Source organism: Idiomarina sp. T82-3 (assembly GCF_001577655.1).
Lineage (GTDB): Bacteria > Pseudomonadota > Gammaproteobacteria > Enterobacterales > Alteromonadaceae > Idiomarina > Idiomarina baltica.
Genome location: NZ_LSBQ01000013.1, coordinates 42,446 through 68,144, shown reverse-complemented (window position 1 = coordinate 68,144; position 25,699 = coordinate 42,446). Strand labels below are relative to the sequence as shown.

The 25,699-nt window shown below is 46.8% G+C and carries 18 protein-coding genes; 8 read left to right on the top strand and 10 right to left on the bottom strand.

The features are described 5' to 3' along the window. Positions 1 to 219: 219 nt before the first annotated feature. Genes AWU56_RS09085 through AWU56_RS09075 form a run of 3 tightly spaced genes read left to right on the top strand, consistent with a single transcriptional unit; the run spans position 220 to position 5,780 of the window. The gene (locus tag AWU56_RS09085; protein WP_286682317.1) at positions 220 to 3,903 is read left to right on the top strand and encodes an ATP-binding protein; all 3,684 of its coding nucleotides are present in this window, start codon (positions 220 to 222) and stop codon (positions 3,901 to 3,903) included. Then, the gene (locus tag AWU56_RS09080; protein WP_286682316.1) at positions 3,900 to 4,520 is read left to right on the top strand and encodes a condensin complex protein MksE; all 621 of its coding nucleotides are present in this window, start codon (positions 3,900 to 3,902) and stop codon (positions 4,518 to 4,520) included. Before AWU56_RS09085 ends, AWU56_RS09080 begins: the two co-directional genes overlap by 4 nt. Continuing rightward, positions 4,521 to 5,780 carry a hypothetical protein gene (locus AWU56_RS09075; RefSeq protein WP_272977482.1) on the top strand — a complete coding sequence of 420 codons (1,260 nt, stop codon included), beginning with the start codon at positions 4,521 to 4,523 and terminating at the stop codon, positions 5,778 to 5,780. A 12-nt stretch (positions 5,781 to 5,792) separates the two neighbouring features. Here the strand turns inward: AWU56_RS09075 and AWU56_RS09070 are convergent, their stop codons facing one another. The 5 genes from AWU56_RS09070 to AWU56_RS09050 form a co-directional block, all read right to left on the bottom strand. Then, positions 5,793 to 6,527 carry a 3'-5' exonuclease gene (locus tag AWU56_RS09070; RefSeq protein WP_272977483.1) on the bottom strand — a complete coding sequence of 245 codons (735 nt, stop codon included), beginning with the start codon at positions 6,525 to 6,527 and terminating at the stop codon, positions 5,793 to 5,795. Positions 6,528 to 6,533: 6 nt separating this feature from the next. Then, positions 6,534 to 8,387, bottom strand: a complete 1,854-nt coding sequence (locus tag AWU56_RS09065) for a DUF294 nucleotidyltransferase-like domain-containing protein (protein WP_286682315.1) — start codon at positions 8,385 to 8,387, stop codon at positions 6,534 to 6,536. A gap of 68 nt (positions 8,388 to 8,455) precedes the next feature. After that, positions 8,456 to 10,120 (bottom strand): BCCT family transporter, encoded by a 1,665-nt coding sequence (locus AWU56_RS09060; RefSeq protein ID WP_286682314.1) that lies wholly within the window; start codon positions 10,118 to 10,120, stop codon positions 8,456 to 8,458. A gap of 146 nt (positions 10,121 to 10,266) precedes the next feature. Then, a complete protein-coding gene (locus tag AWU56_RS09055) occupies positions 10,267 to 10,644 on the bottom strand; it encodes a YchJ family protein (RefSeq protein ID WP_286682313.1) in 378 nt (125 codons plus the stop codon). A gap of 57 nt (positions 10,645 to 10,701) precedes the next feature. Then, positions 10,702 to 11,346: an outer membrane beta-barrel protein gene (locus tag AWU56_RS09050; protein ID WP_286682312.1), complete on the bottom strand. Its 645-nt coding sequence runs from the start codon at positions 11,344 to 11,346 to the stop codon at positions 10,702 to 10,704. Positions 11,347 to 11,560: 214 nt separating this feature from the next. Here AWU56_RS09050 and AWU56_RS09045 point away from each other — a divergent pair, with 214 nt between their 5' ends. After that, complete coding sequence (locus tag AWU56_RS09045; RefSeq protein WP_286682319.1) at positions 11,561 to 11,935, top strand: thiol-disulfide oxidoreductase DCC family protein; 375 nt, start codon at positions 11,561 to 11,563, stop codon at positions 11,933 to 11,935. Between the two features lie 7 nt (positions 11,936 to 11,942). On the opposite strand, the gene AWU56_RS09040 is transcribed toward AWU56_RS09045, so the two are convergent. Further along, positions 11,943 to 12,548, bottom strand: coding sequence for a methyltransferase family protein (locus AWU56_RS09040; protein WP_286682311.1), 606 nt, complete (start codon positions 12,546 to 12,548; stop codon positions 11,943 to 11,945). A gap of 171 nt (positions 12,549 to 12,719) precedes the next feature. On the opposite strand from AWU56_RS09040, the gene AWU56_RS09035 reads away from it, so the two are divergent. Then, positions 12,720 to 13,931, top strand: a complete 1,212-nt coding sequence (locus AWU56_RS09035; protein WP_286682310.1) for a M24 family metallopeptidase — start codon at positions 12,720 to 12,722, stop codon at positions 13,929 to 13,931. Here AWU56_RS09035 and AWU56_RS09030 read toward each other — a convergent pair whose 3' ends face one another. After that, complete coding sequence (locus AWU56_RS09030) at positions 13,932 to 15,560, bottom strand: serine hydrolase domain-containing protein (protein WP_286682309.1); 1,629 nt, start codon at positions 15,558 to 15,560, stop codon at positions 13,932 to 13,934. Positions 15,561 to 15,774: 214 nt separating this feature from the next. On the opposite strand from AWU56_RS09030, the gene katG reads away from it, so the two are divergent. After that, positions 15,775 to 17,949: a catalase/peroxidase HPI gene (gene katG, locus AWU56_RS09025; RefSeq protein ID WP_286682308.1), complete on the top strand. Its 2,175-nt coding sequence runs from the start codon at positions 15,775 to 15,777 to the stop codon at positions 17,947 to 17,949. Between the two features lie 62 nt (positions 17,950 to 18,011). Here the strand turns inward: katG and AWU56_RS09020 are convergent, their stop codons facing one another. The 3 genes from AWU56_RS09020 to AWU56_RS09010 are packed head-to-tail and all read right to left on the bottom strand — an operon-like array spanning position 18,012 to position 21,722. Then, a complete protein-coding gene (locus tag AWU56_RS09020) occupies positions 18,012 to 19,010 on the bottom strand; it encodes a LacI family DNA-binding transcriptional regulator (protein ID WP_286682307.1) in 999 nt (332 codons plus the stop codon). Position 19,011: 1 nt separating this feature from the next. Beyond that, a complete protein-coding gene (locus AWU56_RS09015) occupies positions 19,012 to 20,337 on the bottom strand; it encodes a glycoside-pentoside-hexuronide (GPH):cation symporter (RefSeq protein WP_286682306.1) in 1,326 nt (441 codons plus the stop codon). After that, the gene (locus tag AWU56_RS09010) at positions 20,331 to 21,722 is read right to left on the bottom strand and encodes a GH1 family beta-glucosidase (RefSeq protein ID WP_286682305.1); all 1,392 of its coding nucleotides are present in this window, start codon (positions 21,720 to 21,722) and stop codon (positions 20,331 to 20,333) included. Before AWU56_RS09010 ends, AWU56_RS09015 begins: the two co-directional genes overlap by 7 nt. A gap of 122 nt (positions 21,723 to 21,844) precedes the next feature. Here AWU56_RS09010 and AWU56_RS09005 point away from each other — a divergent pair, with 122 nt between their 5' ends. Beyond that, positions 21,845 to 23,119: a sugar MFS transporter gene (locus tag AWU56_RS09005; RefSeq protein ID WP_286682304.1), complete on the top strand. Its 1,275-nt coding sequence runs from the start codon at positions 21,845 to 21,847 to the stop codon at positions 23,117 to 23,119. Continuing rightward, on the top strand, positions 23,119 to 25,638 hold the full coding sequence (locus tag AWU56_RS09000) for a glycoside hydrolase family 3 protein (RefSeq protein ID WP_286682303.1): 2,520 nt from the start codon (positions 23,119 to 23,121) through the stop codon (positions 25,636 to 25,638). Before AWU56_RS09005 ends, AWU56_RS09000 begins: the two co-directional genes overlap by 1 nt. Positions 25,639 to 25,699 lie beyond the last annotated feature (61 nt).

Below are 25,699 nucleotides of genomic sequence, written 5' to 3'. Positions count from 1 at the left end.
AACGGCACTATCCACGAGCAATAAAAAGGCGACCGCAACGTTATCCGATGCGGTCGCCTAGAAAAAATGCTAGTCGTTAGCTTAACTGACAAGCATTAGTCCTTTGGGGCGCTTTTTTTTATGGTTTTAACGGATGTAAATTGTCCGTTAGTGCATCGCTCACGATGCAGAATGCATGCTATCATTAACGGCTTTGGTGAAGGTGTTACGAGGAACAATATGGCAGGTAATGCGGCTCGTCTTAAAAAAATAATTATGATTAACGGTCACCTCCCGGGTATCGTGGAACTGGATTTAGAAGGGCACACCAATATTTGTGGTAGTAACGCGTCGGGGAAAACCACGTTACAACGTATGATCCCCGTGTTTTATGGCGAGCAACCCAATAAAGTGGTGCCTAAAACCCGCGACAACTTTGACAAGTTCTATCTGCCGTATAGTAATAGCTACATTATTTATTCATATCAGTCTGCGGCGCAACGCGACGTCCAAGTGGTGTTGACCAAACGCAACGATGGCATTGATTACCGTTTTATCGATGCTGAATATTGCCCACAAGATTACCTCGACGAGCAAGGTGATAAAGTGATTGCGGTTGACTACCAGGAGTGGTTGAAGCGATTGCGCGCGAAAGGGCATCTTTTTAGTCATAAAATTAGTGCAACAAGCGAGTTTCGTACGCTGATTCAAAATGATGTACAAGCGTTGCAACATACCCAAAAAGATAGCGTAAAACTGCGTCAATTGGCGGCACGCTTTGCATTGGTGAAAGCGCCTCATAAATTACGTCATATCGAAAAACTGGTCAGTGCTGTGCATGCTAAAGAAGGCAAAATGGATACTTTACGTAGCATGTTAGCAGCGATTCTAGAAGAAGACGGACACGCTGTCCCCCACAGTTCGATTCGTGGTGAAAAGATCCGCAGATGGATTGAGCAAATGCGGCAAACGATGCGCTTGGATGATCTACAGGCCGCTTTCACCAAACTCTCAAGCGGTGCTCATCGCTATGGCGATGAGTTAGCAGAGCTTTGGGCTATTCAACCTTTATTGCTTGAGCATAGAGAGCAGTTAGCTGATCAAGAGCGTGATTTAAAGGAAACGTTAAAGACAATTGAACAACGTATTAGTCAACGCACCGCCGATTATGAGCAGCAACGCGATCAAATCAATGAGACACTGAGCGAGTACAAGGCCGAGCTTAAACAAGTTGAGCGACAACTGGATGAAGCACAGAACAGGGCCGATGAATTTCGTGAAGCTAATATTGAGGAGTGGGAACATACAATTGATCGTTTGCCCGAGCTACAGGAACAAGCGGAGGAAGTTAAACAGCAGCGCATTGTTTTGCTTGAGGCCCATCAGGCTGAACGTCAACAACTCGATAGCGAGAAATTAAAACTAACGGAGCGGCAGCAACGGCGTGATGTGAAGCATCAAGCTAAACTCGACGCACTCGCGCAAGAACTGTCTGAGCTGCATGCACGCCACAGCGAGGCATTAAGTGAGTTCCGTGAACAACATCAACGCCACCGTAACGAGCAAACTGACCGTTGGCGTGATGAGAGAGAAGCCGTCAAGCTGAAACTGGCCGCATTTAATTCGGAGAGTCATCACGCAAATGCAGAGGAGCAACAGCAATTAGATGCATTGTCCGAGCGCGTTGTTGATGCGCAAGAGCATCTCACCCTGCAACGCGATCAACTCGAACAAGCGCGTGAACAGCTCAACCAGTCACAGCGTAGTCGTCTACGTGTCAGTGAGGAATTAAACCGTACGCGTGAGCAGTTAGCCTCAGTAAAAATCACCGTTAAGCAAAAAGCGATCGAGCTTGAGCCCGATCCTGATAGCCTTCGAGGCTTTCTGCATAGCCATTTACCTACGTGGCATGACACGATTGGTAAGGTCATTTGTCCGTCACTATTAGAGCGCACTGATCTGAATCCTGTTTTTGAAGAAGCCAACGACAGTGTTTATGGTTTACAGATTGATTTGACGGCGATCGAGTTGACACGACACGATAATGAGCAGGGCAGACGTGAACTCGAGCAACTACAGAGCCAACAACAGTCGCTGATTAAACGGGTCGAAGAAATTGAACAGCAGCTAGCCCGCGAAAGCGAGTGTGTATCCGAGGCTGAAGCTCAGGTTCATCAGGTGCAGCATCAGCTTCAAAAACAACAGCGTGAAGTCGAATATGCGCTTGATGCTCAAGCTCGATTAAAAGCGGATATAAAGCGACAAGTCTCGGAGCGAGCTCAACAACTTCGAGCACAACAAGAGGCTTATGAAGAGCGGCTAGAAAGTCTTAATGAACACATTGAAAGTAGTACGCAAGCGTTAATCGAACAGCAACGTAGTGCAGAAATTGAGTTGAAAGCTGAACAGCAAGATGTGATCGCACAACTTGAGGAGTCGCAAGAGCTAGAACGTCAACAGCAGGCACAGGAACGTGCACAGGTTAAGGACGATATTAAGGCATTGGAGCGAGCATTTAGCGACAAACTCGCTCAGCAAGGTGTCAATGAACAGGATATTGAACAGTTAAAACAACGAGAAGAACAGTTAAATAGCGCGATACATCAAGCGACTCAATGGAAAGAACGCGTGCGCGAGTATCGATATTTCAAACAATCCGTTTGGCAGTCAGCACGTCCGCAATGGCAAGCGCAAGAAAGACAGTTGCAGTCAGAGATTTTAACGCGAGAAGATCAAAAACGTTTAGCTAAAAATGTGTTTGAACAGAGTAAATCGCAAGATCTCGAGTTGCGTCAGCAGACTCAGTTGAAACTGGAACAGATAAGTTCGTTGTTACAGCGATTACGAGACAGCCTCAGTAAACTCGATCACTTGCCAGGACTTACGCCTGAGTTGCAGCAAAGACAACAGGCAAGCTCCTTAAAGGAAAGAGACAGTAGCGAACTTTTAGGTCGATGCGATGATGTGTACGAACGTTTCATGCATAGTGATAGAGTCCTTAGTGAGGAGCTTCGTCAGTTCGATAATCAACTACGTCGTGATGCGCAAGTAGACTTTCTTAACTTCATGGAAGAAAGCCGACAACGCATGAATGTGGGAGAAGACATTGCATCGAAATTGGCACTCTTCCAAGTGATGTTGGACTATCTCGAAGAGCACCAACAGGCAATATTGGCGACCGGTCACAATATTAGTAAAGATTTAGTAGACTTCTTTACTGTCTTTAATGATATCCATAAGCGTGTGGCTCAGTACAGCCGGCGTTTAACTGATGCCGTAGGCGATGAGCTGTCTTTATCAGGCATCGACCGCGCCGAAGTTAAAATCAGCTCAACTATCGATGCGTTGGGATTTTGGGAACCGCTCACACAGTTTGTAGCAAGTTATGAGCAATGGCAGCAGTCCGGCGATAGACTTCCAAACGAAGACTACTTGATGCAGTTGGGAATGGTCGCCGATATTTTGCGAGCCGATCAAAAATACAGTATCGAATCATTATTGAAGATTGAGTTGTTCTTGACCGAAGCGGGCAATGAGCTTGTGATTCGGAATGATCGCCAACTCGCTGAATCGTCGAGCCATGGAATGGCTTATCTGATCTTGTGTAAATTCTTATTAGCCTTCACACGTTTGTTGCGCACGGATAGCGAGGCGATAACGCTCCATTGGCCGATTGACGAAATCGGTACGTTGGCCTATCACAACGTCGAGAAACTTTTTGATGCGTGTGATAGCAATCACATTCAAATTGTAGGCGCCTTTCCTAATCCTGAGTCTGATGTTTTGATGCTATTTAAGCATCGTTACTTAATTGAGGCACATCCAGACAAGGTGGGAAAAGGACAGTTGAAACGCATTCAACCAAAGGTTTCTGGATTATCTGAGAAGCTGGCTCACCTTGTTCAACAGGAGCACCACGTATGATGACATTTGGTCCCATTATCGAGACGCTACTGGCTGGCGAGTTTATTTGTAGTCAACGTTTCCCAGAGTATCATCGACAGTTACAAGATGAGACATTACAAAGTCAGATAAATGATTATTTGCGTCCGTTAAATCGCACCGTGAGCCAGACGGCTGACGGGAGCGTTTTTTTCTTAAGCTATCAGACGCTTGATAAATCGGGTCGTGAGCATTTACGTCAACAGTTTATTCAGACCCTTGCTACACTGATGCCGTTACTCGAATGGCTCACTCTGACACAAGAAGCGCTCGGCCACGATAGTACATTGGTGCCTGGCGACACGATTAAGCTTCCCGAGTGGGTTGTTGCCTGTGAGGACAACCCCAGTCTAAAACAACGCCTAGCAAATTTAGCACGTGACCGCTTTTTTAACTCGCAAGCCGAAACTGTCGATGCCCAAATAAAGCAAATTGCTAAGCGGTTGGTAGAGCATGGTTATTTTATCCAGCCTCACACGGACAGACCGTATTTTATTGTGACAGGGAAAGTGGATTATTTGATGGACGTGATCCGCTTTATTCGCGACGAAGAAAACCTTCCCGTTGAGGAGACACCTGAGCAAGAGGCGTTATTGTAGATGACTGATGAGCAACTCAATGTTTCCGACCAGCGGCTTGAGCAAGGTGAAAAGCGACTCAACCTGATAGGTCGACATGCAGGTATTTTGATGCAGGCCTATCAAACGGGGGAGCTTGATGCTTTGTCTGTTAATGAAGGAATACTGCGTAACCTCTTAAATGCACGGATTATTTATCAGCCGGAGCACGGTCAAGGGTATCGTTTGCGAGCGCCTATTGCACAACTCATTGCTAATTTAGTTGTGGATGAACGGCGACGGTCGATCCAAGCCGATGTTGCGGACAAGCTGGACTCTATTCGCAACCAGGTCGATGTGTTCAGAAAGGCGCACCAGCGCAGTGATATGTATCTAGCAGAGTTAAAGTTACATATTATTGAAGAGCGTGTTTATGACTTAGTCTCTGAGTTTGATGAAGCAATTCACAGTTTATGGAATCGATTGAATACCGATTTTGGCTTTGCCGCCAGTTTGGATGAGAAAATGGCTGAAAACCAGCGGGCACAAAACCAAATCGAGCGATTACTCGACGGACTTTCAATGGTCGATTACGAGGAGTGTATTGCGCTTGCCGATGGTCATGTAAAACTACGCCAACTACTGGTTGTGCAACTACAGCGCCGGACAAGCTTACAACGTGCAAGTATGCTCGAGATTCAACATCGAATGATTGAATTAATGAGCCGGTTTCGTGAACAGCAGTCGCGTAGTCTATTGGTTAATAATATGGCGCAGTTTCTGCGTCAACATCCCGAGCTTAAGGTCAGTGATTATACTGAACGCAGTGAAGTCCCCGAGTTGTTTAACCAAGCCTGTGGTATTCGTGCGGGTGCTCACGCGGATGTGCGTATTGAGAGTACTCAACAACAAACGTTAGACGTGCTGCATGAGGCGCTACATAAAACGCGTCACTTACGTACTGAACAAACTTCATCGAGTGAGTCAGCAAAAGCCATGGCGCAGTTTAGCGACGCGGTACTTGAAACTGAACAGCGACAGTTAAAGCAAGATGTTGATGAGTTTTTTATCGATGCAGCTCAAAGCCAGTATCCTCATTCCGCACTCGACTATCTAGTCAACAACGAACTGCGTTGGCAGCCAGAAATTTGGTTATTTCAGGTACTCAGTGAATACCAAACGCTAACGAAAAGTGTGCAAGTAGAATTGCCGCTGCAAAGGCGCGAACGCGCCGTAAGCAAAACTAATGAGGTGCATATTATTGAAGATTTAATTGTGCAGCCACCTAAACGAGTCGCCTAGCAATATCTTTCACTAGGGCAACCAAATATCTTGCAGCGGCGAATCCAGACTGTAGCGATGACGGATTTGCGCTTGTAAGAGCTCAGCACATGCAAGCGCATCGGTGAGCGCATCATGGGGTGCGTAAAAGGGCAAGTTATAGCGCTCGCGACTATCGGCAAGACGAATAGATAGGGGACGCTTACCCATTAACCTTGACCAAAACGAACGACGTTGACGGTGAAAGCGTGCTTCAATGGCCATGGTATCGATGACAGGAAAATGGATATGTTCATTGAAACGCGCATCCATTGCTTTTTGTAGGAAAGGGCGCTCGATTCCGTTGTAATGAACGACCCAAATCTTGCCCGCGACTAAATCCAATAGCTCAGGCAAAATAGCCTCGATATCAGGAGCGGATTGAATATCAGAGTGAGTAATACCGTGAATAACGACAGATTCGTCCGTTAAGTCTTGTCGCGGTTTGACCACCCATTGCCGCGCTTGCGACATAAAGATCCGTTGAGCGGACATAGGTACGACAGCAATACTGACGATGCTATTACGTTGACAATCTAAGCCTGTGGTCTCGAAATCAACGGCGACCATCGGAGCGTCTTTAATCAAAGTCTCTTTGTTAACCATGCCCTGTTCAAAATAGTGTTTAAACATCGGGGTGCTGACATGGGCAGCCCATGCCGAGAAGTCCATTGACCAATCACGCTCAGCATCCGAATTAATCACCTCACGCGGCTTTAAATAAAACATGCCGGCTTAGCCTCCTGCATAGCGATAGCGTAAGTATTTCTGTGCATTACTGAGGATCTGAAAAGCATCTTTTAGGTTTTTGCGTTCAAAATCCGATAGTTGCTCGGGCGCGACATTATTATCGGGCGTGTCGCCCTCCGTTAGGGCAATAGCCTGGTGTCGAATACGCACCATTGAGATTAACTCGAGGGCGTCACGTAAATCCGGTCCCCGACCTTTGGGCAGTATGTTGGCCTCCATGATATCCTCAAGGCGAGCAAACGAGTTGCGTTGCGTTGAGCCGACCGCGAGCGCATGTACGCGAATCAGATCAGCCACCGGTGCTGTGCCGCGTCGTTTCGTATTGATACTGTCGCGGTGCTTACCATCCTTTTCCATCACGAAATCTTTGAAAAAGCCCAGCGGTGGTGTTCGACTCAACGCATTACGCGCCATAGAGCCTAAGAAACGTTTATTATTTTTGGCTTTTACACGAATTAATTCATTCAGTTGTTTGGCAAAGCTAAACTCACCCCATACGCCGTCTAAGTCAAAAAAGATAGAGGAGTGCAGTAAGCGCTCGGGAGAGGGGTTATCAATCCAGTCGGTGAAGTATTTCTTCCAAACGCGCAGCGGTTGTCGCCACTGGTTATTGGTTGCCATAATACCACCGGTGCAGTACGTATAGCCGCATTCATGCAAACCGTCCGAGACAAACTTAGCCAAAGCTTTGAAATAGGCATCGTGTTCTTTAGGGTTAAAGTCGTCGTGTAATACCAGTGCGTTATCTTGGTCGGTTACGATAGATTGTTCATCACGCGCCATTGAACCAAGTGCGAGAAAGCAGTAGGGAATGGGGGGTGGGCCTAATTCGATTTCTGCTAACTCCAAAAGGCGTTGCTTGAAGCTACGACCGATGGTCGCCATCGCTGAGCCAATCATTCGTGAATTAGCGTCTTCGTTGACCAAACGCACAAAGCTTGCTTCTACACTCTCTTTTAACTGCGCCAACTCTTCAAACGTATTTTGTTTAAAGATACTACTGACTACGTAAAGACTTGATTTCGATTCGTGACGCACGACGTCAGATAAGGCAATAACACCAATCAAGCGCTGTTTTTTTAATACAGGTAAATGATGCAGGTTAGTCCTCAGCATGGTTAACATCGCTTCAAATATGCGTTGATTATGCTCAATATAAACTAAGTTCGAGGACATCACGTCACGTACGGGATCGCTGGGAGAACGTTCAACGGCGAGTACACGCTTGCGTAAATCTTTGTCGGTAATAATACCGAGTACGTCATCAGGGTTATCACCACAAATGAGTAATGACGAAACTTGCTCGTCAGTCATTTTTTGAGCGGCCTCTATAATACTGGCATCAGACTCGATAATAACAGGCTGGCGGCTCAACAATGTTTCGACGGTTTCAATAAATAAATCGTTACGCTGCTCGCGTTCGCGCACGGCTAAATTAACGCGTTGATGTTCTTCAACCTCAACCGCATCCGCAAAGGCGTCGTATTCGTCGTAAAGCCGATTAAATAGGGCACCGGGTACATAGTAAATCAGGCTGTCTTCTAACGCTTTTACAGGATAACGTACACGGCCTTTACGTAATAAGCCGGCTTCACCGAAAAAACCTCCGGCACTTAAGCGATTAAAAAGTTCGCCGTTGCGCTTATACGTTTCTATGGCGCCGCTACGAATTACATGGAGATCAGAAATAGGTTGGTTGTACTCAAGCACCTGATCACCCTTCTGAAAATAGCCGACCTCGATTTGTTGTGAGATCGTTTGTAATTCCGCTTCGGGAAGAATAGTGAAGGGTGCATATTGTTTAATGAAATTTAGTATTTCGACGTGTTCGGCTTCCATGACATCACCTCAGGTACAAAAAAGCGGCGCTTAGTGCGCCGCTTTTGTTTGAAGACAACAGCTGCGTGTTATCCGTTTTTACCGATTCGTGGTTCAGAACGCAAGCCCTGAATAACGGCGACGCAGGCCGCCAACAATACGATAGTAAATGGTAGACCCGCAGAAACAGCCATTGCTTGTAGTGCGACAAGTCCACCACCAAGTATCAAGGCGATTGCGACCAATCCCTCGAAGGTACACCAGAAAATACGCTGGGGTACAGGCGCTTCAACTTTACCACCCGCACTGATGGTGTCGATAACTAAAGAGCCTGAGTCAGACGAGGTGACGAAAAATACGATGACCAGTATGATTCCGATGAATGAAGTCACTGACGCCCAAGGTAATCCTTCAAGCATAACAAATAGTTTCAACGAAAGATCCGCGTCAACCAAGTCTTGTGCTCCGTTAATCACCTGTTCGATAGCAATATTACCAAATACAGACATCCAGAATACACAAGCCAGTGAAGGTACCAACAATACCGATACTAGGAATTCACGCACAGTACGACCGCGAGATACACGTGCGATGAACATACCAACGAACGGTGACCATGCAATCCACCAAGCCCAGTAGAACGATGTCCAGCCTTGAGTGAAGTTTAAGTCTTCACGTCCTACAGGATTAGATAAGGCAGGTAGGTTAGCAATGTAGTTGACTAAGTTTTCGCCGAAACCAGTGATAATTGCGAGCGTGGGACCGACAATAATGACGAATAGAAGGAGTAGTGCCGCTAACGTCATATTGATCTGCGATAAACGCTGTACACCTGATTCCAAACCTGCCAGCACCGATGTGAGTGCGATGGCTGTGATACCCATAACGAGAAGAATTTCTGTCGTATCCCCTTTGGGTACATCAAACAGAAAGTTGAGTCCAGCGGCAGCTTGTGAGGCACCTAGCCCGAGCGAGGTCGCAAGCCCGAATAGCGTCGCTAAGATAGCGATGGTATCGATAATGTGACCTGGCCATCCCCAAACGCGCTCTTTCAAAATCGGGTAGAAAATTGAACGAACAGTCAGAGGCAAGCCTTTGTTAAATGAAAAGATCGCTAGACCCAACGCTAGGATTGCATAAATAGCCCATGGGTGAAGTGCCCAGTGGAAGATAGTCGCTGCCATGCCTAATTCACGTGCAGCTGCTTCATTGCCGCCCGCAGCACCTAATGGCGCCCAGTCGGTACGCACTCCATTCTCCATGGAGATACCCCCGAGCGAAGACGAGAAGTGGGAAATCGGCTCAGACACACCATAAAACATAAGGCCGATACCCATACCTGCAGCAAACAGCATCGAGAACCACCCCATGTATGAGAAGTCTGGTTTGGCCTCTGTGCCGCCAATGCGAACGCGACCGAGTGGTGTAAAGATTAGGACCAGTGCAACCACGACAAAAATATTAGCCGCGCTTAAGAAGAACCAATCAAGATTTGATGTAAGCCAACCACGAATTCCACTAAATAATGGTTCAGCTTGTTCTTGGAAAATTAAAGCAAAGAGAACGAATGCAACGATTGCAAGGCCTGAAACAGCAAAAACCCGATTGTGGAAATCTAATCCAAACGGGCCTAAATTCATCACGACGTTGTCTTGTCCAACTTTGTAATCGGTATTGATGGGGTTGACTTCCCCATCCGGGATCATCGGATCCTTCTCCGCCTTACTTTCATCTATATCCTTGTTTTCGCTCATGGACATCCCCTTTATTTGTTGTGATTAGTGAGTACATTCTGCAAATTTACACTTATTTTACCGAAGTTTAGAGTAAACAGTTCACCCACGCGAGTAAAAACCCTTGTTTTTATAGCAAATGACAGAGAGTTTGAGTGGTGAGCCGGCTATTTTACTTCTCCTGTTGTGTAGAGCCAGCACTCCGATAGCTTAACAAACTGACTTTGTTCTTCCATCCATGTGAGTTCATCCCGCGTATAATAGAATGCGCGAAAATGAACGTAACCTCGGTTATTCGAGTGACTGTGAGATACAATTTGTAAGCGGATGAATTCAGGTAATCCCTCAAGTGATAGGTCTGGGGGACAGTAATCTCGGTGCCATGTCTTGCGGATATAGGGCAAGTCGCCAATTACGTACGCCGTATAACGCGATCGCATGAGTTGTTCGGGGGTTTGTGCGAGTGTTCGATCACTCAATAACAAATGGCAGCAGTGTTTAAAACTCTTTTCGCTACCACAGGGGCATTGATGGTCAAGATCCATAGGGCATACTTGTCTCACAAAATGCCAAGTATGCCATGTTCAGATGGACAACCCCACTTAAAACCAAAAACGTAGGTTAAGAAGATAGTTGTCTTGTCGATAATCGGTATCAGAAGCAGTGCGGCGTTGATAGCTGACGCCAAGTGCAGTGCGTGGGTTCATCATGTAAAACGCGCCCAATTCGGTCTGCCAATAGCGCACATCGCGTGTGAGGCGGCTATAGCTCGCAGAAGCAAATAGCGTTAGCTGAGTTTGAGTTTGGTGTTCAATACCGAGCTCAATGCCAGGACCCGTTTCTTGATCTTCTGTACGCGTGGTGCCGTCGTCAACTTCAACTGTAAGACGTTGTATGAATAACTCTGAAAACAACCGTGTGTTCGCTGATAAGAAATGTTGTGTGCCTAGTCGTAAACTCATTTGGTCAGTGAGCATGTCAATGTTGTTATGGCTGACTTCGGAAAATTGACCTGAGACACCAACGTACCAATCATTTTGCCATTGCAGTTGAAGTTCAGCACGAGCGCCACCACCATCAAATGCATTTTGTTTAGAGCCGCCATCTAAGTCGGTTTCAGTACTAAAACCGCTCAATGTTAACTGGTTGAGGGATTGTGCGGGCATGGTAAATGCGCTTTGAGCAAAACTAGGAAAAGAAACTGATGCAATTAAGGCGAATGCTGAAATATTAAAAAAAACTTTCATAAAGACTCTCAGTTAAAGTGACTTTCGTTGACTAGATTAGTTCGAATTATCATGTTCGCTATCGGTAAAAAGCCGCAAACGGTGTACGCTTTAACTGAGAAATGGCTCGACTCATTAATCGATAACTTGGAATAAATCGTATTTTAAAGGGAACAAATTGAAACCTAATCTGAGGTGTCTTGTGTCAAAAAGTAAACCAAAGACCAGTGGCAAGGTGCTCATTTTTTATGATGGCGGATGCCCTTTATGTGTGAAGGAAATGCGTCACTTAAAGCGTTTAGATACCAACAACAAACTGGCGTTTGAAAATATTAATGTGAACGATTTCAGTGCGCGGTATCCCGACATCGATCCAGATGCCGCCAATCAATTTTTACATGGTATCAACGCCGATGGGAACGCAATATACGGTCTTGATGTCACTCACGCTGCTTGGCAGGCGGTTGGGAAGGGCGCTTATATCGCGCCCCTGCGATGGCCTGTGATCCGTTGGTTTGCTGACCGAGCATATTTATTATTTGCCAAACATCGTAACCGTATATCACGCTGGGTTACCGGGCAAGCTCGCTGTGAACAGTGCAATTTATAACACTGAATTAGAGCCAACGCGGTGTCTTTTGCTTGTACTGGATATAGACGTCCCCATGGCTTTTTTCGAGCGCTATTTCTTCCTGACGAACTTGGAGACAAATCATGGTAACGCCCGTGATAAGGCAGACGAGTGTAAATAGTGAAGGGAAGGTTAAAAACAAACCGAGTTGACCGAGCAACACGCCCTTAAAGATAGGGTTGCGGGTTCGTTTAAAAGGACCACTCACTAGCAGGGGGTGTTGCGAATCTTCATCAATGCCTGAACGCCACTGGGATTGCATGTAAGCGTGACTAAAACTTACTAAGAAAAACGAACAAAGCATCAGAATAACCCCAGAATAAACGGTTACGGGCTGATAAATCACCTCAATCACGCCAAGCTGGGTGTCAATATCCCACAGTAAACGAGCAATACAAATGGCTAATATTGCCGAACGAAACATGTTGAAGGTTTGTCTTATCCACCATGGTGCGCTCAGAGCCTTGCCTACGTGCACTTGTTTTTGTTGTGTTCTTGCTTTTCGGCCAAGCGCAACGCTACTGTAGTGAACGGCTATAATAGTAAAATAAATCGCAAGAAAATACTGACTCAGTATGTCAAAGTTGAACACACGATACCCCTATATTTTCGAATGAATATAGCATCTATTGTACTATTATTTTAAATAATTGAAACCCTTCTGAGTGTGCATTCAAAAAGCAATGATTTGCCTTTTGGTCTACGCCATGCGAGCCTTGCTGTTCAATATTTGAGTTTTCATTACTTAAGGCTGGAGTGCAGTATGACGCGCGGTATTGGTTATCAAACACAGAACGAAGCATTAACTCAATTGGTGAATAGGGCAAAGGGAGCTAAACCAATTGGTATTGACGAGTTTAATCAACGTATCGAGCGCGCTCAGACTCTCATGAAAGCGCAGGGGATCGATGCTATTTACCTTAATGCGGGCACGAATCTTGAGTACTTTACAGGGTTGCGTTGGTATCCGAGCGAACGGTTAGTGGGGGCAATTATCCCAGTTGAAGGTACACCGCGGCTTATTGCTCCGGCTTTCGAACTCGGTTCACTAAAGCAAGCGATGCAGGTCCCCCTTGAGCCATTACTGTGGGAGGAGCATGAATCGCCCATTGAGCTGATGGCAAGCACGTTAAAGGATACGTTCGGCGCTAAATTAAGGCTGGGCATTGACGAGTCAACGGCCTACAGTTTCGTCGCTCGACTGGAGGAATACGTCCCGGCACAGCAGTTATGTGATGCCAAAACGGTTATTGCTGAATGTCGAATGCACAAGTCAGAGGCCGAACTTGCACTCATTCAAACTGCCATGGATATGACGATTGCTGTTCATCGCGCGACAGCATCGATGCTGAAAGAGGGGATGAGTGCGACGGAAGTGCGGACATTCATTGATGAAGCACATCGTCGAGTTGGTGCTTCGGGCTCTTTTTTCTGTATCGTCCTATTTGGTCAAGCAACCAGCTATCCGCATGGCGTACAGCACGAACAGTACTTGAACGCTAACGACTGGGTGTTGATTGATACAGGTTGCAAGTTGCATGGTTATCACTCTGACATCACGCGTACGTACGCTTTTGGTGAAGCGACGTCTGAGCAACGTGAATTTTGGCAATATGAGCGTCAATTGCAACAAGTCGCTTTTGACTCGGCGCATCTAGGCGAGCCATGCTCTAGCGTGGATGACGCAGTGCGGCAGGAGCTTGCTCGCTTATCCCTTAAACCGGATTATCAGCTACCGGGAGTGCCTCATCGAACAGGGCATGGTATCGGCATGGACTTACACGAATGGCCTTATCTAGTGGGCGGAGACGAAACACCTTTAGCGCGCGGTATGTGTTTTAGTAATGAACCCATGTTAATACAGCCAGAACAATTTGGTGTCCGGTTAGAAGATCATTTTTATATGACCGATGAGGGACCGAAATGGTTTACTGAGCCCTCTCGGTCGTTGGATGATCCGCTTAACCTAGAGTAATTAGTCCGCAGGTGCTAGCAGCAGCTGCTGACCTAACTGAGTAACTGGGCGTGCCTGGTTACTCAGTAGCACGACGCCGCGACGACCATCTAATGTAAATCCAACATAACTGGTGAACCCCGCTGTTTGACCGTTGTGCCAAGCCCATTCTTGTTGGCCGTTGCGTTGAATTAACCAACCCAGTGCCTGTTGCGTTTGTTGGCTGAGTGATTCGCGTGGTGCTAACACGGTCGCGACGGTTTCTGTTTGTGAGTCGGGCGGTTGCATCATCAGCTTTAAATAAGCAACCATATCATCAACCGTGGATACCACGGCGCCAGCACCCGCCATCGCATCGAAATACCAGTGTGGTGCTGAACGACCATCAAACCGATGTCCTTGAGCAAGCGCGTGAATATGCGCTTTAACATGCTCCTCATTTTCCAGAGCAAGATAACTATGGTTCATGTTTAATGGTCTAAATACGGATTCAGTGAGCAGTGTATCGAGCGATTGATGATGAAAAGCAACCAATGTTTCGGCGAGCACGGAGTAGCCAAAGTTAGAATACTGATAACCTACGGGTGATGCTAAATCGGTGTCGCGAAGGGCGTCCGATAACTGATTGAGATGATAGTCTGCATACGGATTCTGATCGTCGTCGACGTCGAGGTTGGCAGGTAAACGCGGTAAGCCTGAAAAATGGGTAGCAAGCGAAACTAAACTGATTTCACTGACCGGTTTTGATAACTCGTCCCAAATGTTACCCAACTGCGCATCACTCGCTAATACTCCATTTGCCAAATCCTTAGCCAGTAAAAACGCTACCATAGTTTTTGTCACTGAACCAATCTCAAATTGAGCATCCGCAGGTACTTGGTGAGTAAATCGTTTTATTTGCCAGCGGTCATTATTATAAGTGATCACCGCACCATCGACGTTGAACCCGGCAGGATCTAACTGTTGTTGGGTCGAAGCGGTCTGCGTTTGCTCAAGACACAAGGTAAGAGGTAGTTGCCCGCCCTGGGAAAACTGTCCTTGATAGCAACCTGATGATCCATCCTTGGTCAGAGTGCCTGTGTATGATGCGCCAATCAGGCTAGAGCTAAAAGTAAGTTGTTGGTCACCGATGTTAATTTGATTAATTGGAATGCCAAAGGACTCTTGGGCTGGGCTATCGAGGGTCGCTAAGTACCCATCGGCGACAACCGCAATGTTAAGTTGTAGGGGTAATGTTGTGCGAGTATTTATCTCTAATGTGCCTTTGTAGGCCCCTTCAAAACGCAGCCGTTGTTTGTCTTGGTTGTTTAAACGCGTCAGTTTAATCGGCGTCGCTTGGCCTTGCTGCCATTCACCGCTCAATACTTGGTCATCAACTTGACCGACAAATTGAGCTTTGAGCTTGTCAACTTTAATGGTTAGCTGGTTATTATTCACAGTGACTGAGGACGCTGGAAAATCGTACATGCCTTGATTAGGACTGTCGATAAAGACGCTAATCTCACCGTCTGTATCTTGATTGATATCAAACCCTAATACGATAGAAGCACCGCGCCCAACTTCAAGCTCACCGCGCCAAATACCCGCAAAATCGCTGGCTGATACGAGTGGGGTCACAAAAACAAGAAAATAAAGTAGAAATCGTTTCATAAAGCAGAGTGGGCTTGTAAAAGTAATGCGTATGTTATCATTTAGTTTGTTTAATAAATCAACAAAGATCAAGTATCCCTTAAACTCTAATCGAAAAAACCTTTTAAGGTGACCGTTTTAATAACCTTGGGCTATTTACCCTCTGAGTGCTATAAATCTAATCAGTAGAAAGGTTCGTAGTTATCTCAACACAACGAAAAGAGGGAAGCGACATATGAGCTCAGGTAAATGTCCTGTCATGCACGGTAGCATGACCAATACCGGAAAAACGAATACACATTGGTGGCCCAACTCACTCAAACTCGAGATCCTGCGCCAGCATGACACCAAAGCGAATCCAATGGATCCGGATTTTAACTACGCTGAAGAGTTTAAAAAAATAAACTTGGAAGAGTTAAAGAAAGACGTAAAAGACTTGATGACCGACAGTAAGTCTTGGTGGCCAGCTGACTGGGGTCACTATGGTGGCTTTATGATTCGTATGGCGTGGCACTCTGCAGGTTCTTATCGTCTCGCTGACGGCCGCGGCGGTGGCGGTACAGGTAACCAACGCTTTGCACCGTTAAACAGTTGGCCTGATAACGTCAGCTTGGATAAAGCTCGCCGTCTGTTGTGGCCAGTTAAAAAGAAATATGGCAACAAGCTATCTTGGGCAGATTTGTTCATTCTTGCTGGCACCATGGCTTATGAGTCAATGGGGCTTAAGGTGTTCGGTTTCGCTGGGGGACGCGAAGATATCTGGCATCCAGAAGAAGATATTTATTGGGGTAGTGAGAAAGAATGGTTGGATGCAACTAAGAACCGTTATGACTCGGATCAAGAGCGTGAGTCACTCGAGAATCCGTTAGCCGCTGTTCAAATGGGTCTTATCTATGTCAACCCAGAGGGTGTTGACGGTCAACCCGATCCGTTGCGTACTGCGAAAGACGTGCGAGAAACGTTCAAACGCATGGCTATGAATGATGAGGAAACGGTCGCTTTGACAGCCGGTGGTCATACGGTTGGTAAATGTCATGGTAACGGTAAGGAAGAGAACTTAGGTCCAGAACCAGAAGCCGCCGATGTGGAAGAGCAAGGCCTAGGCTGGCGCAACAGCGCTGGCAAGGGCATGGGTCGTGACACAATGTCGAGCGGTATTGAAGGCGCTTGGACAACTCATCCTACTCAATGGGATAACGGCTACTTCTACTTGTTATTCAACTATGATTGGGAACTTAAGAAAAGCCCGGCGGGCGCTTGGCAGTGGGAACCTATCGACATCAAAGAGGAAGACAAGCCCGTTGATGTAGAAGATCCTTCGATTCGCCATAACCCAATTATGACGGACGCCGATATGGCGATGATTAAAGATCCTGAGTATCGTAAGATTTCTGAGAAGTTTTACAATAATCCCGACTATTTTGCCGAAGTGTTCGCACGTGCTTGGTTTAAGTTGACGCACCGCGATCTGGGTCCAAAAGATCGGTACCTTGGAGCCGATGTACCTGAAGAGGATTTGATCTGGCAAGATCCGATTCCGAAAGTGGATTACAGCCTGTCTGATAGCGAAGTGGCTGAGCTCAAGAAAAAGCTACTTGAAAGCGGTTTAACCGATTACGAGTTGATTTCTACGGCATGGGATAGTGCACGTACATTCCGTGGCTCAGACTATCGTGGCGGTGCTAATGGCGCCCGCATTCGTCTTGCGCCACAAAAGGATTGGCACGGTAATGAGCCCGAGAAATTACAACGTGTGTTGGCGACTTTAGAGCGTGTTCGACGCGAACTCGAAAAGCCTGTTAGTATTGCTGACTTGATTGTTTTAGGCGGCACGGCCGCAGTTGAGAAAGCTGTGCACAAAGCAGGATACGATTTTACTGTGCCGTTCACGCCAGGGCGCGGTGACGCGACCGACGGGTGGACCGACGCTGAGAGCTTTGAACCACTTGAGCCCTTACACGACGGGTACCGCAATTACTTGAAGAAGGACTACCAAGTTCCAGCAGAGGAGTTGATGCTCGACCGAACTCAACTGATGGGGTTAACGGCACCTGAGATGACAGTGCTCGTCGGTGGTCTACGCGTACTTGGCGCGAACTATGGTGAATCCAAACATGGCGTTTTCACTGACCGTGTGGGCACATTGACCAATGACTTCTTTGTCAACTTGACGGATATGGAAAATGTCTGGAAAAAAGCGGGTGATCATTATGAAGTCCGTGATCGAGCGACTGATACGGTCAAGTGGACAGCCAATCGTATCGATTTGGTATTTGGTTCAAACTCAATTTTGCGTGCTTATTCTGAGCTGTATGCGCAAGATGATAACCAAGAGAAGTTTGTAAAAGACTTTATCAATGCGTGGGTCAAAGTCATGGATGCAGACCGTTTTGATGTGAAAGCAGCTTAGTCTGCGTTAAAAGTCGATATCTTAGAAAGCTCGTGTGTTAAGCACGAGCTTTTTTTATGCGCTCAAATACTGTGAACAGAATCGCGTTCAATTACGCGAGGCTCAAACACGGTCTGGATATTATCGAGTTTTTGCTGATAAATATGTTTAAGTACCCAACGCGCAGCCATGACGCCCATGCCGCCGATGGGGTAATCGATAGTGGTTAGTTTTGGATACATATAGTGGGAGAAATTGACGTTATCAAAGCCGACAATAGACAAGTCGTCGGGCAACGTTAAGCCTTGTTCGCGTGCGGTGGTCACAGCCCCCGCGGCCATCTCGTCATTCGCGCATACAATAGCGGTGATGTCAGCATCGGCGTGTAATAGTGCTGCAACGCCTTTAACACCGCCAAGTTCATGGAAATCACCTTCATAAAATAGGCTACTTTTGGATTCGATGCCATACTCCGCAAGAGCGCGCAAATGCCCTAAGTACCGTTGCTCAGCATCGTTTTTCCACATCGGGCCGGAAATATAGCCAATTTTACGGTGACCATTACGCAGTAGATGTTGGGTAGCGAGGTAGCCACCGTGCTGGTTATTCAACGTTACACAGCGATCTGACAAGCTCTCGACAAAACGATTGAGAATAACGAATGGCGTGCCACCTTGATTAAGTTGACTTAAGTAGTCATCTGAAACCGCTTCAACATGTAAAATGAGGGCATCGCAGTTACGACTTTTTAAAAATGCGATACTTTCCTTTTCGAGCCTCTCATCACTGTGTCCAGCCGCTATGATGACATGCTTTCCTGCACGTCTGAAAGCAGCCTCAATATCACTTAACAAAGTTCCAAAAAATGGACCGTTGAGTTCGGAAACGACAATGCCGATTGAGTTGGAACGGCTCGATGCCAGAGACTGTGCAATAGAATTAGGGTGATAACCCAGTTTATCCATTGCATCGAGAACTTTCACTCGAGTTGCCTGGCGTACGGGCGCGTTATTGTTAATAACACGAGACACGGTCGCTAAGGAAACGCCCGCGAGTTTCGAAACTTCGTAAATGGTCGCCATGTTAAGAGTATTGCTCCAACGCTTCTGATATTTGCTGAACACGCTTTTGTTTTAAGGTGTAGCGAAGCATAACTGCTGCAACGAGCAGGGATGCAAGTGCCGGCAGCACGGTAAACGCTAACTGAATGCCGTGTTGCGCCTCAATATTTTGCATTTGATTGGGGGTGTAGCCGTAAAATGCCAACCACCAACCGCTAATCGCCCCCCCTAACGCGAGGCCAAACTTGATAAAAAATACCACCGATGAATACACCAGACCCGTCGCACGCACGCCTGTTTTCCAGTAGCCATAATCTGCTACGTCGGCGATCTTAGCCCACAGCATCGGTGTTCCCATCTGTAAGAAAAGGCCCCACAAGAAGTACATAACAAATGCCGTCGTGAGTTGTTCGGGCGCTACCCAATAGGCTGCCACGCAGACGATAGCGGCTAGAATCTGAATACCGATATATGCATTCACTTTATCCATATATCGACACACATACTGGGCTAATGCGCAACCCATGATATTACCGACCATACCAGTGCTTACAAAGGCGGTCACTAGATCATCGCGCACAAGGTAATACTTTACATAGTAAACAGCGAGTGTATTTTTTAAAGCGATACCTGTCAGTACAAGCGCTGCTGCAACGGATAGTCGGCGCCATTGTTCATTCTGCCATAAGGTCCGAAGCGCCTGTCGAAACGAAAGATGTTGTTGCTTTGGTGGTCTGAGACGTTCTTTTGTACCCAAAAAGCATACAACAAAAAGTATCATTCCGAATATGCTCAACGTGACGATAGTGAGTTGATAGCCAACGACTGGACTACCATCGCCGAACCAATCGACCAGAGGCAACGTACAAGTGGTGACTAATAAGCCACCTAACATGCCAAGTACAAAGCGATACGATTGAATTGATACACGTTCCGATGGATCTTCCGTTAATACGCCACCAAGTGCGGAATAAGGAATATTGATCGCCGTGTAGGCCAACATGAGTAACGTGTACGTAATGTATGCATAAATAAGTTTACCGAAACCGTCTACTTCGGGAGTAGTAAACGCCAATACGCTGAAAACTGCAAAGGGTACTGCCATCCATACTAGGTAAGGGCGGAACTGACCGTGATGCGAGCGTGTCTTGTCGGTAAGTAAACCCATGAGTGGGTCGGTGACGGCATCGATAAGTCGCACAACGAGGAACATACTGCCCACAGCGGCGGCTGAGATGCCAAAAATGTCTGTATAAAAAAAAGCCAGAAACAACATAACCGTTTGGAAAATGATGTTACTGGCAGTGTCACCCAAGCCATAGGCTATTTTTTCGGTGCGACTTAGCATATATCCTCCACAGCGTGATGCTGTGATTGTCTAGCTAAGAAGAGTTTCTGTAAAGCTTTTGCACTGTTTTTAAATGTGCGCTGTTGTGTATTGTAGTCGACATAGATAATCCCAAAGCGTTGTGTATAGCCCTCTGCCCACTCAAAGTTGTCCATCAGGCTCCAGGCAAAATAGCCCCTTATATCCACACCGTGATTAATTGCGTCGTGAACCGCCAATAAATGGCTTTGAAAATAATCAATACGCATCACATCGTCAACTTCACCTTTATTACAGCTGTCGGCGGTCGCAATACCGTTCTCGGTAATGTAAATCGGTGGTAGGTTGTCATATTGGCGATCCAGTGTAAGCAAAATTTCAGTCAGCCCCTTCGCATAAACTTCCCAACCCATGGTGGTTAACCCGTCGCCCGATGCCGGTACATCACTGAAACCATGTTGCTGGTTGGCCTTAAATACGGTTCGGGTATAGTAGTTCACACCGAGAAAGTCGAGTGGCTGATTGATGATCGCCATATCGCCGGCATTTATTTGCGGACGATCCGTAACAGCCAATTGCTCAATAACATCGGGATAAGTACCGCTAAGCATTGGTTGTAGATACCATAAGTTGTGGTACTGATGAGCAAATTCAGCGGCGTCGCGATCGGCTTGCTGTGAAGTCAGCGGATGACACGGGCTAAAATTAAGTACCACGCCTAACGCCGGCGCTTTACCATCAGCGAAGCTGTCGCGCAGGGCTTGTAATGCTAAACCATGTGCTAAAAGCAAATGGTGAGCAGCTTGACGTCCTTGCTTGCGACGTGAAGCATCACCTGCTTGAGGTCCTGGAGCATGAATACCTGCCTCATAACCTAAATATGCACTACAGAAAGGCTCATTCAGTGTTGCAATACTTGATACTTGGTGACCGAGTGCATCGGCTATCACACGCGCGTAATCAGCGAAACGATAGGCAGTTGCGCGATTTAACCATCCTCCTTGATCCTCCAAATACTGAGGTAGATCCCAGTGGTATAGCGTTATGTGAGATTGGATTCCGCGCTCCGCGAGTGCCGCAACGAGCTTGATATAAAAGTTTAAACCGCTTCGATTAATTTCACCATTGGCTTTGATTACACGCCCCCAAGCGATGGAAAAGCGATATGCATCAACACCCAGCTCGCTAATTAGTTCAACATCTTCTTGCCAACGGTGAATGTGATCGCAAGCCACGTTGCCGTTACTGCCATCTTTTATCGTGTTCGGTTGCTCACAAAAGCTGTCCCAGATACAGGGTTCGCGGCCAGCAATATCGCCCTCAATTTGAAATGATGATGTAGCAACACCAAACGTGAAACTCGGATGGTTTAGTCGTGACTGATAAGGTAGCGTTATTTTTTTCATAAGAGTTCGCTCGCCAGGCAGGTTTTAATTGCCTTTGAATTAAATTATGCTATACATGAAAGCGCTTACATAATATTAGATGGTCTGATGGCTATCGTCAAAAAATAAAGCAAGAGGGAATTATGACAACTCCACAAACCTCAGCGTTACACGGGAGTGAACAACCGACCAACTATCGGTTTGCTCTGACTGCGCTCACATCACTATTTTTTATCTGGGGCTTTATTACCTGCCTCAATGACATTCTTATTCCATATTTGCGTTTGTTATTCGATTTAAATTACGCGCAGTCTATGTTGATCCAATTCTGTTTTTTTGGTGCTTACTTCATCATTTCAGTACCGGCAGGGTTGATGGTGGGTCGAATCGGATATAAGTCTGGGATTATCGTTGGCCTACTAACCGCGGGGGCAGGTTGTGTGCTGTTTTATCCCGCCGCACAGCTAGAGATTTACGGTTTATTTTTAGGTGCCTTATTTATTTTGGCTTCCGGGGTTACGATTCTACAAGTCGCAGCGAATCCCTATGTCACACGGTTAGGTCCAGAAAAGACCTCATCCAGCCGCCTAACGATGACACAAGCTTTTAACTCTTTGGGCACAACGGTAGCGCCGTTCTTTGGCACTTGGCTTATTTTTGGTGGTGTAGCCGATCCCGAGGTATCCGGTGTGTCAAAGGATACCGTTTCGTTACCTTACTTTATCTTAGCGGCAACACTCGTCATTATGGCGTTGGTTTTCGTTCGGTTGAAGCTCCCCGCGATGGGCAAAGTCGACCAAGCGGCACCACTTCCAACTGGAGGCGGTGCATGGGGTCAAAAGCACTTGGTATTAGGAGCGCTGGGGATTTTTGTCTATGTCGGCGCAGAAGTCGGTATTGGCAGCTTTCTAGCGATTTACTTGTCACAAGACCACATTGGCGGAATGACGACATCGCAAGCCTCTCATTATATATCTTGGTATTTTGGCGGTGCTATGGTTGGACGTTTCATTGGAGCCGCCGTCATGCAGCGTTTTGCTGGCAATCGAGTGCTATTGTTTAACGCAACATGTGCGATATTGCTTGTTCTTACTACCATCTTGAGTTCAGGTGCCATCGCAATGTGGTCGATTCTATTTGTTGGATTGTGCAACTCAATTATGTTCCCAACGATTTTCAGTCTTGCATTACAAGGCTTGAAAGAAAGCACGGGTCAAGGCTCTGGCATTTTGTGTTTAGCTATTGTCGGTGGCGCGGTGTTGCCACTATGTCAAGGAGCGTTGGCTGATGTGGTAGGCGTGCAAACAGCCTTTATTGTGCCCCTTATGTGTTATGCCTACATCGCATACTACGGTTTCGCTGGCTATGTACCCCGTGCCTTTAAAAAAGCAAAGCAAACAGCTGAGGTGGCAGAATAATGAGACAAAAAAAATGGCTATTGGCTGCGTTACCCGCAGCCATTCTTTCGGCCTGTACGGCAGACACAGCAGCACCTACGAGTGAGGACTCAGTTTGGCCACAGTTGGATATTCCTGTTGCTCAAAAGCCAGCAATGGAACAACGTATTGATGCATTACTCGCCGAGATGACGCTCGAGCAAAAAGTGGCGCAGATGATCCAGCCTGAAATTCGTGACATTACTGTCGAAGACATGCGTCGTTACGGTTTTGGTAGCTACTTAAACGGTGGTGGAGCTTTCCCAAATAACGATAAATATGCCACACCGCAGGATTGGATTGCTCTTGCAGAGTCAATGTATCAAGCTTCTGTTGATGATAGTGTCGATGGTATTGATATTCCTACGATGTGGGGTACTGATGCGGTGCACGGTCATAATAATGTATTGGGCGCAACCATCTTCCCTCATAATATTGGTTTAGGAGCCGCACGCAACCCGGCGCTTATCGAAGCTATCGCTGAAGTAACGGCGACCGAAGTGATAGTCACCGGGATAGACTGGGTGTTTGCGCCGACTGTTGCAGTGGCACGCGATGTGCGCTGGGGGCGCACCTACGAGAGCTACTCTGAGGATCCCGCGGTAGTGCGCGATTATGCAGCCTCAATTGTGCGCGGATTGCAAGGCCATGTGGATGGCGACTTTCTTTCAGAAAAGAATGTCATTAGCACGGTAAAGCACTTTATTGGTGATGGTGGTACGACCGACGGTATCGACCAAGGTAATACAGAAGTCGATGAGCAAACCTTATTTGATATCCATGCTCAAGGCTATGTGGGAGGCCTCGAGGCTGGCGCACAAACGGTGATGGCAAGCTTCAATCGGTGGAATGGTGATAAGATTCACGGTAGTAAATACCTGCTGACTGATGTCTTAAAAGAAAAAATGGGCTTTGATGGTTTTGTCGTGGGTGACTGGAACGGTCATGGACAAATTGAAGGCTGCACCAATGATAATTGCCCGCAAGCAGCAAATGCAGGGCTTGATGTCTATATGGTGCCAACCCAAGCTTGGAAACCGCTATACGAAAACCTCATTGCACAGGTAAAAGATGGCACTATTGCAGAATCTCGTATTGATGACGCAGTGCGCCGAATTTTGCGTGTAAAAATGCGTGCTGGGCTATTTGATAAGCCGTCACCCGCTAACCGTCCATTGTCGGGTAAAACCGAACTCATTGGTGCTGAAGAACACCGCGCAATTGCTCGTCAAGCCGTGCGAGAGTCTTTGGTGTTACTGAAGAACAACAACAACGTGTTACCGATAAAGCCGAACCAACGTGTGTTGGTTGCTGGACCGGCAGCCGATAATATTGGTCAACAGTCCGGTGGCTGGACGATAAGCTGGCAGGGTACGGGTAATACCAATGAAGACTTCCCAGGTGGCACGTCAATCTACGATGGCATCGCTGATGCTGTAAAACAAGCAGGCGGCGAAACTGAGCTTGCTGTTAATGGTGAGTATCAAGAAAAACCTGATGTTGCAGTGGTCGTTTATGGTGAAACACCTTACGCTGAAGGTAATGGCGATATTGACAATGTAGATTATCAACGCGGTAATGCGGTTGATCTTGAACTGTTAAAACGACTTAAAGAGAAGGGTATCCCTGTTGTTTCGGTGTTTATCAGTGGTCGACCCATGTATGTGAACCCGGAGCTCAATGCTTCTGATGCCTTTGTAGCGGCGTGGTTACCTGGTAGCGAGGGAGCAGGCGTCGCGGATGTACTTGTGACAGACGCCGAAGGACAGACACGTTTCCCAGTCTCTGGTCAATTGCCTTTTTCTTGGCCGAAGACGCCAACTCAGGGACGCTTAAACGGAGATGAGGCAAATTACGATCCACTGTTTAAACTCGGCTATGGTTTGAGTTTTGACGATAATGTAACCCTTGATACGTTAAACACCGACTTTGCGACTAGCGACCAACCGTTAGAAATGGCGATCTTTGAGCGCTCGCCACAAGCGCCTTGGCGCTTGATGATAGGCAATAGCGCAAAGCGTATTGAAGTGACAAGCAGCATCCAGTCACTGAATGGCGTAAAAGCTGAAACTTTTGATGATCAAGTTCAAGAGGATGCCCGACGCTTTATGTTTGAAGGCGAGGGTGCAAACTACTTTAGTTTTGTAAGTCCTTTCCCACGCGATTTGCGGGCGTATAGTGTCGAGGATGGCGTGTTGAGTGTGACGGTTAAAGCGAGTCCAGATAAGCCGCTGACATTGTCACTGAACTGTGGACCTGATGCCTGTGAGTTTAGTCAGAACATTGAAGCGTATCTAAATGAAGACTCAGCGCAACAATGGACCACGTTAAATTTCTCGGTTCAATGCTTGGAACAAGCCGGCGTAGACACGGCGAGTACGGGTGAAGTACTGCGTCTGGGAAGCTCTGCGGATAGCCATGTCAGTATTCGCGATGCGCGCTTGCAAGTCACCAAAGCCATAAACGATGAAGTGCTATGTTTGTCGGAAGACGTTAATTAGTTCGCTCATTAATCGGTGATAGGGCAAAAGCAAAGGCCAGCTAATAACTTAGCTGGCCTTT